This is a genomic window from Ramlibacter alkalitolerans (assembly GCF_016722765.1).
Lineage (GTDB): Bacteria > Pseudomonadota > Gammaproteobacteria > Burkholderiales > Burkholderiaceae_C > Ramlibacter > Ramlibacter alkalitolerans.
Map to the genome: position 1 here is coordinate 326,632 of NZ_JAEQND010000001.1, position 13,115 is coordinate 339,746.

Here is a 13,115-nt window from a genome sequence, read left to right on the forward strand (position 1 = left end):
CGCGATTACACCGCAGGCACCGTGCGTCCGCCAGCGCGCGTCGTTGGGGCGAACCCTGTGTGCCGCACGCGCGCCGCCCCGCTATAAGACATTTTCCGCCGGCAACGTCCGGGGGAAAGGAGCAGCGCAGGTGCAGTTCCTCCAGCTTTTCATCAGCGGCATCGCCCAGGGCTGCATCTACGGGCTGATCGCGCTCGGTTTCGTCCTGATCTACAAGGCCACCGAAACGGTCAGCTTCGCCCAGGGGGAGCTGATGATGCTCGGCGCCTTCTTCGGGCTGGCGGCCATGGGCGGCCTGGGCTTCCCCTTCTGGCTCGCCGTGCTCAGCGCGATCGGCGCGATGGCCCTGTTCGGACTGGTGCTGGAAAAGGTGGTGATCCGCCCCATCCTGGGCCAGCCCGCGTTCTCGATCGTGATGCTCACCATCGGCATCGGCTACGTCGCCCGCGGGCTGGTCACGATGATTCCCGGCATCGGCACCGAGACGCGCACCCTCCCCGTCCCCTACAAGGACCAGGCCTGGAACGTGGGGGGCCTGGTGCTGAACGTGGAGCAGATGGTGGTGATCGCGGCCACCGCGCTGCTGTGCGCGCTGCTCTATGCCGTGTTCCGCTACAGCAAGGTGGGCCTCGCGATGCAGGCCGCTTCGCAGAACCAGCTCGCTGCGTACTACATGGGCATCCCGGTCAAGCGCCTCAACAGCCTGGCGTGGGCGCTGGCCGCCGGCGTGGCCGCCATCGCGGGCCTGCTGCTGGCGCCCATCACCTTCGTGCACGCCAACATGGGCTTCATCGGCCTGAAGGCGTTTCCGGCGGCGGTGGTCGGCGGCTTCGGCAGCCTGCCCGGCGCGATCGCGGGCGGCCTGGTGATCGGCGTGGTGGAGTCGCTCTCGGGCTTCTACCTGCCGGAGGGATTCAAGGACACGGCGCCCTACATCGTGGTGCTCGTGATGCTCGTCGTGCTGCCGAACGGCCTGTTCGGCGAGAAGCTGCGAAAGAAAGTGTGAGATTCGTCTTCAAGACCACCTACGAGCAGGACATCCGCCTGGCGAAGCACGCCGGACACGTGTTCTGGTACGGGCTGCTGCTCGTGCTGCTGGTGGCCGCGCCGCTGCTGCTGCCCGAATACCTGCTGGCGCAACTGACCTTCATCCTGATCTACGGCATCGTGGGCCTGGGCCTGATGCTGCTGGCCGGCTTCACCGGCCTGTTCTCGATCGGCCATGCGGCCTTCTTCGGCGTCGGTGCCTACGCGCAGGCGGCGCTCACCGGCCTCGGCTGGCCGTTCCCGCTCGCCCTCGCGGCGGGCGCGGCGCTGTCGGCGGCGGTGGGCGTGGTGGTGGGCCTGCCGGCGCTGCGCGTCAAGGGCATCTACCTGGGCATCGCCACCCTGTCCTTCGGCTTCATCGTGCAGGAAGTGTTCGCCCGCTGGGAAAGCGTGACCGGCGGCAACGTCGGCAAGTCGGTCGGCGCGGTCAGGATGTTCGGCTGGACGGCCGACACGGCGCGCTCCTTCTATCTCGTCTGCCTCGTGCTCGCGGTGCTGGCGACGCTGGTCTGCGCCAACCTGCTGCGCTCGCCCACCGGGCGCGCCTTCGTCGCGATCCGCGATTCGGAGATCTCCGCCCAGAGCATGGGCATCCACCTGGCGCGCTACAAGACCCTCAGCTTCGCGATCTCGGCGGCGCTCGCCGGCGTGGGCGGCGCGCTCTATGCGCACCAGATCCGCTTCCTCTCGCCCGACCAGTTCGACATCGTGCAGTCGATCGACCTGCTGCTGATGGTGGTGATCGGCGGGCTCGGCTCGCTGCACGGCGCCTTCCTCGGCGCGACCTTCCTGATCGGGCTGCCGCAGGCGATCAGCGGGGTGAAGGACTACCTGCCGGAAGCAGTCGGCCAGGCGCCGGGCCTGAAGGCCGTGGTGTACGGCGGCGTGCTGGTCGCCTTCGTGCTGTTCGAGCCGCTCGGGCTGTACGGCCGCTGGGTCAAGGTGCGCACCTACCTGATGCTGTTCCCGTTCTACCGCCGCGGCATGTTCCGGCGCCAGAAAGCCTTCCAGAAATCGGAGCGCCTGCGGTGATGCCCACCCAAACGACGGACACCCTGCTGTCGGCCCGCCACCTCGGCGTGCGCTTCGGCGGCGTGCTGGCCGTCAACGACGTGAGCTTCGACGTGCGCCGGGGCGAGGTCCTCACGCTGATCGGGCCGAACGGCGCCGGCAAGACGACGGTGTTCAACCTGATCAGCCGCATCTACAACCCCACGACCGGCAGCATCGCCTTCGAAGGCCGGCCGCTCACCCGGCAGCCGCCGCACCGCATCGCCGCCCTCGGCATCGCGCGCACCTTCCAGAACATCGAACTGTTCGAGCACGCCTCGGTGCTGCACAACCTGCTGGTCGGCCGGCACACCCACCGGCGCACCGGCGTGCTGCACGACATGCTGTTCACGCGCAGCGCGCGGGCGGCGGAAGTCGAGGCGCGCGAGAAGGTCGAACGCGTGATCGACCTGCTGGACCTGCAGCACCACCGCGACGCCACCGTCGCCGGCCTGCCCTACGGCGTGCGCAAGGTGGTGGAGCTGGCGCGGGCGCTGTGCACCGAGCCCAAGCTCCTGCTGCTCGACGAGCCCTCCTCCGGCCTGAACGTGGAGGAGACCGGCGACATGGCCTTCTGGATCCAGGACATCCGCGCCGAGCTGGGCATCACGGTGCTGATGGTGGAGCACGACATGAGCCTCGTCTCGCGCGTGAGCGACCGCGTGGTGGCGATGAACCAGGGTGAAGTGGTGGCCATCGGCACGCCCGCGCAAGTGCAGCGCGATGCGCGCGTGGTCGAGGCCTACCTGGGCCCGTCCGAAGGCGTGGCCCCGGCCCCCGAGGCGATCCGATGACCTCCAACCCGCCTGCCGTCAGCGACCTGCCGGTGCTGCGCCTGTCGAACGTCGAAAGCGCCTACGGCCCGATCAAGGCGATCCGCGGCGTCAGCCTGCAGGTCCGGCGCGGCGAGATCGCCACCGTGCTCGGCGCCAACGGCGCCGGCAAGACGACGATCCTGAAGACGATCTCCGGCATCCTCGATCCGCGCAAGGGCAGCATCGCGTTCAAGGGCGAGGACATCACCGCCCGCGACCCGGCCTGGATCGTGCAGGAAGGGCTGTGCCACGTGCCCGAAGGCCGCGAGGTGTTCCCGCTGCTGTCCGTGCGCGACAACCTGCTGATGGGCGCCTACACGCGCCGCGACCGCGACGGCGTCGCACGCGACCTGGAGGCCGTCTACCGCTACTTCCCCGTGCTGAAGGAACGTGCCACGCAGGATGCCGGCCTTCTTTCCGGCGGCCAGCAGCAGATGCTCGCGATCTCGCGGGCGCTGATGGCGGCGCCGCACCTGATCCTGCTGGACGAGCCCAGCCTCGGGCTCTCGCCCAAGCTCACGCGGGAGATCTTCGAGATCGTGGTGCGCATCAACCGCGAGCGCGGCACCACCCTGCTGCTGGTGGAGCAGAACGCCAACATGGCGCTGGCCACGGCGGACTACGGCTACGTGCTGGAGAACGGGCGCATCGTGATGGAAGACACCTGTGCCCGCCTGCGCGAGAAGGAGGACATCAAGGAGTTCTACCTGGGCGTGAAGGAAGCCGGCGTGCGCGGCGAGCGGCGCTGGAAGAAGAAGAAGACGTGGCGCTGACTTCCTGCCGCGGAAAGCCATGAAGACGCTCTGGGACCTTTCGGCCCTCCAGCCCATCACGCAGAGCGTGCTCGAAGGCGACACCCTGCCCGCCCTGTTCTGGAATGCGGTGGTGCAGCGCGGGCCCAAGGTGTGGATGCGGCAGAAGGAGCTGGGCATCTGGCGCAGCTGGACCTGGGAGCGCACCGGCCAGGCGGTGCGCGAGATCGCGGGCGGGCTGGTCGCGCTCGGCTTCCAGCCGCACGACACGGCCTCGATCCTCTCCAACACCGTGGTCGAATGGGTGCTGGCCGACCTCGCCGTGCTCTCGTGCGGCGGCGTCGCCAACGGCATCTACCCCACCGACGCGCCGGCGCAGGTGCACTACCTGTGCGAGGACTCGGGCACCAGCATCCTGTTCGTGGAAGACGACGAGCAGCTGGACAAGGCCCTGGAGGTGCGCGACCGGCTGCCCCGGCTGCGCCGCATCGTCGTCTTCGACATGGACGGCCTGCGCGACCTGCACGACCCGCTGGTGATCAGCCTCGACGAGCTGCGCCACCTCGGGCGCGAGGTGCTCGCGCGGGATGCGGGTGCGGTGGAGGCGCGCGTGCGCGCGGTGCGCCCCGAAGACCTCGCGATCCTGGTCTACACCTCGGGCACCACCGGCAAGCCCAAGGGCGCCATGCATTCGCACGGCGCGCTGGCGTACACGGTGCGGGGCTACAACACGCTGATCGCGCGCTCCGAAGCCGACGAGTGCATGTGCTTCCTGCCCCTGTGCCACATCGCCGAGCGCATGGGCGGCGAGTACTTCTCGCTCTACACCGGCGCCCGGCTCAATTTCGTCGAGAACCCGGAGACGGTGCCGGAGAACGTGCGCGAGATCCAGCCGACCGTGCTCACCGCCGTGCCCCGCGTGTGGGAGAAGTTCTATTCCGGCGTGACGATCGCCCTGAAGGAAGCCGGCCGGCTGCAGCAGGGTGCGTACGCGTGGGCGATCGGCACCGGGCAGCGCGTCGCGCAGAAGGTGCTCGCGGGCGAGCCCGTCGGCCCCCTGCTGAAGCTGCAGTTCGCCGCGGCGGACCTGCTGGTGCTGGCCAACGTGCGCCGCATGATCGGCATCGCCCGCGCGCGCTTCCTGGTCACGGGCGCGGCGCCGATCTCGCCCGAGCTGGTGCGCTGGTATCTCGCCCTGGGCGTGCCCATGCTGGAGGTGTGGGGCATGACGGAGACCTGCGGCGCCGCCACCGGCATGCCGCCGACGCGGATCAAGCCCGGCTCGATCGGCCCGGCGGCCGGCTACAACGCGGTGCGCATAGCCCCGGGCACGGGCGAGATCCAGGTGAAGGGCCCCAACGTGTTCCGGGGCTACCTGAACCAGCCGCAGAAGACCGCCGAGACCTTCACCGCGGACGGCTGGCTGCGCACCGGCGACGTGGGCAGCATCGACGCCGACGGCTTCCTGCGCATCACCGACCGCATGAAGGACATCATCATCACCGCCGGCGGCAAGAACGTGACGCCCAGCGAGTTCGAGAACGAGCTGAAGTTCTCGCCCTACATCACCGATGCCGTGCTGATCGGCGACCGCCGGCCCTACCTGAGCGCGATCGTGATGATCGACCAGGAGAACGTGGAGAAGTACGCGCAGGACCACGACGTGCCCTTCTCCAACTACGCCAGCCTCACGCGCGCGCCCGAGGTGCAGGCGCTGATCCAGTCCGAGATCGACCGCGTGAACCGCAACTTCGCCCGCGTCGAGCAGGTCAGGCGCTTCTTCCTGCTCGATACGCAGCTGTCCGCCGAGGACGAGGAGCTCACGCCCACCATGAAGCTCAAGCGCAGCCTCGTGCAGCGCAAGTACGCACGCCAGATCGAAGCCATGTACGCCTGAAGGAGACGAGACATGAGATTGCAATCCACCCTGGCGCTCGCCGCCGCACTGGCCTGCAGCGCATCGCTCGCGCAGCAGCAAGGAGTCTCGAAGAGCGAGATCCTGATCGGCACCATCCAGGACCTCTCGGGCCCGATCGCCGCCTTCGGCAAGCAGGCCCGCATGGGCATGCAGCTGCGCGTGGACGAGATCAACGAGCAGGGCGGCATCCAGGGCCGCAGGCTCAAGCTGGCCGTGGAGGACTCGGCCTACGACCCCAAGAAGGCGGTGCTGGCGGCGCAGAAGCTGGTGAACCAGGACAAGGTGTTCCTGATCGCCGGCCACATCGGGACGGCGCAGAACATGGCGGCGATGCCGGTGCAGTTCGAGAAGAACATCATCAACTTCATGCCGATCACCGCCGCGCGCGAGATGTACGAGCCGCTGCACAGGCTGAAGTACTCGTTCGCGGCGACCTACTACGACCAGATCCGCACGGCGCTGCCCAAGCTGGTGAAGGAGAAGAACGCGAAGAAGGTCTGCACCCTGTACCAGGACGACGACTTCGGCCTGGAGGTGCAGCGCGGCGCCGAAGCAGGCCTGAAGGCGGTGGGCATGGACGTCGGCGAGAAGACCACGTACAAGCGCGGCGCGACCGACTTCTCCTCGCAGGTGGCCAAGCTGAAGGCATCCGGCTGCGAGGTCGTGGTGCTGGGCACCATCATCCGCGAGACCATAGGCGCCATCGCGGAGGCCCGCAAGACCGGCTACAACCCCACCTTCCTGGGCTCCAGCGCCGCCTACACCGACCTGATCCACAAGCTGGGAGGCAAGGCGGTCGACGGCCTGTACGCCACGATGACGGTGCAGCACCCCTACCTGGACGAGGCCTCCCAGCCGATCCGCTTCTGGGCCACCAAGTACAAGACGAAGTTCAACGAGGATCCGACGGTGTTCTCGGTCTACGGCTACAGCATCGTCGACCAGTTCGCCCGGGTGGCGCAGAAGGCCGGTCCCAACCTCACCACCGACAGCTTCATCAAGGCCATGGACGGCATGACCTTCGAGCCCGACATCTTCGGCAGTCCGATCTCCACCTATACGGCCACCAAGCACCTGGGCAACGAGCTCTCGCGCCTGTCGCAGATCCAGGACGGCCGCTGGAAGGTCGTCTCCGACTACGTGCGTCCATGACGAAATGACCTCGGCCGCGCTGCGGCCTCGATGACACGCTTCGCGATGACGAACGATCCCTTTTGTCATCAGCGAAGCGTGTCATCGGGCTGCGCAGCGGCGAAGTCATTCCGTCATCGCGCCCCCAGGCGCGCTGGTTTGTTGCTACCCTCGACAGGATGAGCGCGCCGAACCCGCTGAAGAACCCCCAACTCGAGTTCAAGTCGCTGCTGCTGCTGGTGCTCGCGGCGACGGCGCTGTTCCTGCTGATCATCTGGCCCTTCTTCGGCGCGGTCTGCTGGGCGGTCTTCATCGCCATCGTGTTCTGGCCGCTGCACCAGCGCTTCGTGCAGGGCAGCCACGGCCGCAGGAACATGGCCGCGCTCGCATCGCTCACGGTCATCCTGCTGATCGTGATCCTGCCGCTGGCGATGATCATCGCCTCCACCACGGCCGAAGCGTCGGTGCTGGTCGAGAAGATGCGCTCGGGCGAGATCCAGATCGGCCAGTTCTTCCAGCGCATGCTCGACGCCCTGCCGCACTGGGCCCGCTCCGTGCTGGAGCGCTTCGGTGTCGGGGACCTCGGGCTGCTGCAGAAGAAGCTGCTGGCCACGCTCACTTCGAGCGGACAGGTGCTCACCAGCCGCGTGGTGGGCATCGGCCAGGTGACGCTGGACTTCGTCGTCGCCTTCTTCGTGATGCTCTACGTGCTGTTCTTCCTGTTCCGCGACGGCGAGCAGCTGTCGCAGTCCATCGCCCGCGCGATCCCGCTGCATCCGCAGCACACGCGCCGGCTGCTCACGCAGTTCGCCACCGTCGTGCGCGCCACGGTCAAGGGCAACATCGTCGTGGCGCTGGTGCAGGGCGCGCTGGGCAGCCTCGCCTTCTGGGTGCTGGGCCTGCCGGGCGCCCTGCTGTGGGGTGCGGTGATGGCGCTGCTCTCGCTGCTGCCGGCCGTGGGCGCCGCCATGGTGTGGGGGCCGATCGCGATCTACTACTTCCTCACCGGCGCGCTGGTGAAGGCCATCGGCCTGGCCGTGTGGGGCGCCCTGGTGATCGGGCTGGTCGACAACGTGCTGCGCCCCATCCTCGTGGGCAAGGACACGCGCATGCCCGACTACCTGGTGCTGGTGGCCACGCTGGGCGGCATCGTGGTGTTCGGCCTCAATGGCTTCGTGATCGGGCCGGTGATCGCGGCGATCTTCCTCGTGAGCTGGGAGATGCTGGCCTCGGTGCGCCAGCAGTCCACCATCCCGCCGGCGTGAGCGCGCTCAGGAAATGATGTACGCGCCGGCGGCGCTGGCCAGCAGCTTGCCGTCCGGTCCCAGGAACTCCATGCGCGTGCTGGCGACGCGCGAGCCCAGGCGCAGCACCTCCGCGTGCAGCACGAAGTGCTCGCCGATGGCAGGGCGCAGGTAGTCGATCCGCAGGTCGATGGTCCCCAGCTTGCCGAAGCGCTGCAGCCGCTGGGCCGGCGGCTCGGCGAGGTGGCGCTCGCCGACCGCCGCCATCACGGCCAGCCCCCCCATGGCATCGAGGCCGGCGCTGATCACGCCCCCGTGCACGCGGTTGAACAGGTAGTGCCCCACCAGCTCCGGCTTCATCGCGATGCGGCCCGTCACCCGCTGCGGCAGCAGGGAGACGACCTGCAGGCCGAGCACCCGGTTGAACACGATCTTCTCCTCGAAGATGGTGCGCAGGCCGGTGACGAACTCCTCCTCGAATTCCAGGGCGGCGATGGCGGTCGGGTCACGGGTCATGGACCCGATTGTGGCGCAGCCTCGAAGGTCACCAGCACCTGCGCCGTCGCCACCTGCTCTCCCGGCTGCACGTGCAGGGTGCGCACGGTGGCATCGCGCGCCGCCAGCAGCGCGTGTTCCAGCTTCATGGATTCGACGACCACGAGGGTGTCGCCCCGGCGCACGGAGCTGCCGGCGCGGGCATGCACGGCGATCACCTTGCCGTTGAAGGGCACCCGCAGTTCGTTGGCCGTGGCAGCGGCGCCAGCACCGGCGGGCGGGTCGTAGGAGGCATCTTCCAGGAACAGGTCGATGGCGCCGCTCTGCACGTGCCAGCGGCCCGGCGCCACGGGGGCCGCCTGCACCGGCGGCGGGGCGACACCATCGGCTTCGCGCACCGGCAGGTCCAGCAGCTCGCCGTGGTGCCGCACGCGCCACGGCCGCAGGAAGGGCGACGGCAGCGCGCTGGCGGGCCCCTGCGGCAGCAGCAGCGCCAGCGCCGCCTGCGGCACCGCGCCGAATTCCTCCGCCGCCAGCTGGCGCCGGATCGCGTCGCCATGGCGCGCGAGGAAGTCGACGTGCGCCGCGCCGGCCGCGAATTCGGGATGGCGCAGGCAGGCGGCGAGCAGCCGCCGGTTGGTGGCCAGCCCCAGCACCTGGAGCGACTCCAGCCCGGCGAGCAGGCGCGCGATGGCCTGCTCGCGCGTCGGCGCGTGCGCGACCAGCTTCCCGAGCAGCGCGTCGTAGTGCGGCGTGACCTCCACGCCTTCGAACAGCGCGTGGTCGAAGCGCAGGCGCGCGCCGGCGCTGCGTCCCTCCCCGGCCGGCGGCGGCCTGAACAGCTGCACCCGGCCGGTCTGCGGCAGGAAGGATTCGTCCTCCGCGCACAGCCGCACCTCGATCGCGTGCCCCTGCAGGTTCAGGTGCTCCTGCCGGTACGGCAGGCGCTCGCCGGCGGCGATGCGCAGCTGCCATTCGACCAGGTTGAGGCCGCTGACCATCTCCGTCACCGCATGCTCCACCTGCAGCCGCGGGTTCATCTCCAGCAGCCAGAAGCGGCCATGCTCGTCGACCAGGAACTCCGCCGTCCCCACGCCGACATAGCCCGCCGCGCGCGCGAGTTCGACCGCGTGCGTTCCCATGCGCTCGCGCAGCGACGCGTCGACCGCGGGGCTGGGCGACTCCTCGATCAGCTTCTGGTGCCGGCGCTGCACGGAGCAGTCGCGCTCGCCGAGGTGCAGGCAGCGGCCGTGCAGGTCCGCGATCAGCTGGATCTCGATGTGCCGCGGCCGGGGCAGCGCGCGTTCGAGCAGCAGTTCGCCGTCGCCGAAGGCGGACTGCGCCTCCGAGCGGGCGGCCTGCAGGGCGGCGGGAAGCTGCGCCGCCTCGGTCACCAGCCGCATGCCGCGGCCGCCGCCGCCGGCGCTGGCCTTGACCATCACCGGAAAGCCGATGTCGCGCGCGGCGGCGAGCAAGCGTTCGTCGGACGGGTCGTCGCCGTGGTAGCCGGGCAGGCAGGGAATGCCGCGCGCATGCGCGAGTTCCTTCGCGCGTGCCTTGTGGCCCAGGGCGCGCATCGCGTCGGGGCCGGGGCCGATCCAGGTCAGTCCGGCATCGGCCACGGCCTGGGCGAAATCGGCGTTCTCGCTCAGGAAGCCGTAGCCGGGGTGCACGGCGTCGGCGCCCGATGCGCGGGCGGCGGCAAGAATCCGGTCGATGCGCAGGTAGGAGTCCGCCGCCGCCGCGCCTCCGAGCGGGCGCGCTTCGGTGGCTGCGCGCACGTGCAGCGCATCGCGGTCGGCCTCCGAGTAGACGGCGACCGTTTCCAGCCCGAGCCGCTGCGCCGTGCGGAAGATGCGGCAGGCGATGGCGCCGCGGTTGGCGACGAGGACGCGGCGGATCTTCATTCGTTCGCCGGGCGCCGCTTGGCGATGCCCATCAGCCTGGCCAGGATGCCCAGCATCACTTCGTCGGCGCCGCCTCCGATCGAGGCCAGCCGGCCGTCCCGGTACATGCGCGAGACCTTGTTCTCCCAGGTGTAGCCCATGCCGCCCCAGAACTGCAGGCAGGTGTCCGGCACCAGCCGGTTCAGGCGGCCTGCCTTCAGCTTGGCCATCGATGCGAGTTCGAGCACATCCTGCCCCTGCACGTAGAGGTCGCAGGCGCGGTAGGTCAGCGCGCGCAGCGCTTCCACCTCGGTCTTGAGTTCGGCCAGCTTGAACTGCACCCACTGCTGGTCGGCCAGCACGGCGCCGAACAGCCTGCGCTCCTGCGCCCACGCTATGGTCCACTGGATGCAGTGGGTCAGGGACACCAGGCAGCTCGCCGCCGCCCACAGGCGCTCCTCCTGGAACTGCTGCATCTGGTAGATGAAGCCCTGCCCCTCCTCGCCGATGCGAAAGCGCTGCGGCACCCGCACCTCGTCGAAGTACAGCAGGCCGGTGTCGCTGCTGTTCATGCCGATCTTGCGGATCTTCCGCGCCACCTCGATGCCGGGGCGCAGCTTGCCGTTCTCGCGCAGCGGCACGATCACCAGGCTCTTGTTGCGGTGCACCGGCCCTTCGCCCGTGTTGACCAGCATGCACATCCAGTCGGCCTGCAGGCTGCTGGTGATCCACATCTTCTGGCCGGTGATCAGGTAGTCGTCGCCGTCCTTGCGCGCGCGGCTGCGGATGCCCGCCACGTCGCTGCCGGCCGCCGGCTCGCTCACGCCGATGCAGGCCACCATGTCGCCCGCGATCGCCGGCGCCAGGAACTCGCGCCGCAGGGCGTCGCTGCCGAAGCGCGCCAGCGCCGGCGTCGCCATGTCCGTCTGCACGCCGATCGCCATCGGCACGCCGCCGCAATCGATGTGGCCCAGCGCCTCCGCCATGGCCACGGAGTACGAGTAGTCCAGCCCCGCGCCGCCGTACGCCTCGGGCTTGGTCAATCCGAGCAGGCCGAGCTGGCCGAGGCGCTTGAACACTTCGTGGGCCGGGAAGATCTCCGCCGCTTCCCATGCGTCCACGTGCGGATTGATCTCCTCGGCGATGAAGCGCTGCAGGGTCTGCTGGATCGCGAGGTGTTCGTGGCTGTAGTGCATGGACCGCTCCTCACATGCGCGCGACGCCGAACTGGATAGTCCGCAACGGCCTCGCCTGCGCCTGGGCCACCGTATCCAGGCAGAACGCCAGCACGGCGCGGGTGTCGCGCGGGTCGATGATGCCGTCGTCGAGCAGCAGGCCCGAGGTGTGGAAGGCATCCGCCTGCGCCTCGAACATCTGCACGATGCGCTCGTACTGCAGCTTGGCCTGCGCCGGATCCGGTGCCGTGCCCTTGCGCGCCAGCGCCGCCTCGCCCACGATCTGCATGGTGCGCGCCGCCTGCTCGCCGCCCATCACGGCGGTGCGCGCGCTGGGCCAGCTGAAGAGAAAGCGCGGCCCGTAGGCGCGGCCGCACATGCCGTAGTTGCCGGCCCCGAAGGAGGCGCCGCACTGGATGGTGATCTGCGGCACCGTCGCGTGGGTCACGGCCTGGATCATCTTGCTGCCATGCTTGATCATCCCGTCGCGCTCGCTCTGGCGGCCGACGATATAGCCGGTCGTGTTCTGCAGGTAGACGATCGGCTGGCCGAGCTGGCACAGCCACTGGATGAAGTGCGTGGCCTTGTTGGCGCCGGCCACGTCGATCGGCCCGTTGTTGGCGATGAAGCCGATCGCATGCCCCGCGAGCACGGCCTGCGCGCACACCGTGGCCGCGCCGTAGCCCGGCTTGAATTCGAGCAGCGTGCCGGCGTCGACCAGCCGCACCATCACCTCGCGCAGGTCGACCGGCTCGCGCAGGTTGGACGGCATCAGCCCGAGGAGTTCCTCCTCCGGTCGGGCGTCGGGCGTCGGGCGTTGCGCGTGGAATTCCGCTGAACGCCCGGCGCTGAACGCCGGACCGAGGTGCGCCAGCACCTCGCGCGCGATGCCCAGGGCATGCCGGTCGTCCTCCGCCAGGTATTCGCCCAGCCCCGAGACCTGCGTGTGCATCTCCGCGCCCCCGAGTTCCTCCTCGGTCGCTTCCTCGCCCGTCGCGGCCTTCAGCAGCGGCGGTCCGGCCAGGAAGGCGCGCGAGCGGCCGCGCACCATGATCACGATGTCCGAGAGCCCCGGCATGTAGGCGCCGCCGGCGGTGCCCGATCCGTGCTGCACGGTGATCACGGGGATGCCCGCGGCGGAAAGCAGCGCCAGGTTGCGGAACAGCGCGCCCCCCTGCACGAAGGTCTCGACCCGGTAGCGCATCAGGTTCGCGCCTGCGCTTTCGACCAGGTGCACGAAGGGCAGCTTGTTGGCCAGGGCGATCTCCTGCACGCGCAGGATCTTCTCGAGCCCCATCGGCTGGATCGCGCCCGCATCGATGCCCGAGTCGCTCGCCACCACCATGCAGCGCACGCCGGCGACGAAGCCGATGCCGGCGATGATGCCGCCGCCGGGCACCGACGCGGCCGGGTCCTTCTGGTCCTGCAGGAAGCCCGCGAGGCTGCACAGGGGCAGGAAGGGCCGCCCCGCATCGAGCAGCAGGCCCACGCGCTCGCGCGGCAGCAACTGGCCGCGGCGGTCGAACACGGGCCGCGCCTCGGCCGACTTGTCCGCGCTGCGCTGTTCCAGCGCGCGCCACTGCGCGATGCGTTGCAGCATCG

General features: G+C 69.6%; 11 protein-coding genes. 7 read left to right on the forward strand and 4 right to left on the reverse strand.

Translation table 11 applies throughout. The features are described from left to right. The first annotated feature begins 130 nt into the window (after nt 1–130). The 7 genes from JI746_RS01535 to JI746_RS01565 all read left to right on the forward strand — a co-directional run bounded on the left by JI746_RS01535 (nt 131) and on the right by JI746_RS01565 (nt 7,978). Nucleotides 131–1,006 carry a branched-chain amino acid ABC transporter permease gene (locus JI746_RS01535; RefSeq protein ID WP_201687009.1) on the forward strand — a complete coding sequence of 292 codons (876 nt, stop codon included), beginning with the start codon at nt 131–133 and terminating at the stop codon, nt 1,004–1,006. Further along, on the forward strand, nt 1,003–2,079 hold the full coding sequence (locus tag JI746_RS01540) for a branched-chain amino acid ABC transporter permease (RefSeq protein ID WP_201687010.1): 1,077 nt from the start codon (nt 1,003–1,005) through the stop codon (nt 2,077–2,079). The genes JI746_RS01535 and JI746_RS01540 overlap by 4 nt, the downstream gene beginning before the upstream one ends. Beyond that, nucleotides 2,079–2,891: an ABC transporter ATP-binding protein gene (locus tag JI746_RS01545; RefSeq protein ID WP_201687011.1), complete on the forward strand. Its 813-nt coding sequence runs from the start codon at nt 2,079–2,081 to the stop codon at nt 2,889–2,891. The genes JI746_RS01540 and JI746_RS01545 overlap by 1 nt, the downstream gene beginning before the upstream one ends. After that, the gene (locus JI746_RS01550) at nt 2,888–3,685 is read left to right on the forward strand and encodes an ABC transporter ATP-binding protein (protein ID WP_201687012.1); all 798 of its coding nucleotides are present in this window, start codon (nt 2,888–2,890) and stop codon (nt 3,683–3,685) included. Before JI746_RS01545 ends, JI746_RS01550 begins: the two co-directional genes overlap by 4 nt. Nucleotides 3,686–3,704: 19 nt before the next feature. Continuing rightward, complete coding sequence (locus JI746_RS01555; RefSeq protein WP_201687013.1) at nt 3,705–5,561, forward strand: AMP-dependent synthetase/ligase; 1,857 nt, start codon at nt 3,705–3,707, stop codon at nt 5,559–5,561. Nucleotides 5,562–5,573: 12 nt separating this feature from the next. Next, nucleotides 5,574–6,734, forward strand: coding sequence for an ABC transporter substrate-binding protein (locus JI746_RS01560; protein ID WP_201687014.1), 1,161 nt, complete (start codon nt 5,574–5,576; stop codon nt 6,732–6,734). Between the two features lie 158 nt (nt 6,735–6,892). Next, nucleotides 6,893–7,978, forward strand: coding sequence for an AI-2E family transporter (locus tag JI746_RS01565; protein ID WP_201687015.1), 1,086 nt, complete (start codon nt 6,893–6,895; stop codon nt 7,976–7,978). A gap of 6 nt (nt 7,979–7,984) precedes the next feature. Here the strand turns inward: JI746_RS01565 and JI746_RS01570 are convergent, their stop codons facing one another. The 4 genes from JI746_RS01570 to JI746_RS01585 are packed head-to-tail and all read right to left on the reverse strand — an operon-like array spanning nt 7,985 to nt 13,113. Beyond that, nucleotides 7,985–8,473, reverse strand: coding sequence for a thioesterase family protein (locus tag JI746_RS01570; protein ID WP_201687016.1), 489 nt, complete (start codon nt 8,471–8,473; stop codon nt 7,985–7,987). Then, nucleotides 8,470–10,353, reverse strand: a complete 1,884-nt coding sequence (locus tag JI746_RS01575) for an ATP-binding protein (protein ID WP_456239073.1) — start codon at nt 10,351–10,353, stop codon at nt 8,470–8,472. Before JI746_RS01575 ends, JI746_RS01570 begins: the two co-directional genes overlap by 4 nt. A 2-nt stretch (nt 10,354–10,355) precedes the next feature. After that, the gene (locus JI746_RS01580) at nt 10,356–11,534 is read right to left on the reverse strand and encodes an acyl-CoA dehydrogenase family protein (RefSeq protein ID WP_201687018.1); all 1,179 of its coding nucleotides are present in this window, start codon (nt 11,532–11,534) and stop codon (nt 10,356–10,358) included. A gap of 10 nt (nt 11,535–11,544) precedes the next feature. Then, nucleotides 11,545–13,113, reverse strand: coding sequence for an acyl-CoA carboxylase subunit beta (locus tag JI746_RS01585; protein ID WP_201687287.1), 1,569 nt, complete (start codon nt 13,111–13,113; stop codon nt 11,545–11,547). Nucleotides 13,114–13,115 lie beyond the last annotated feature (2 nt).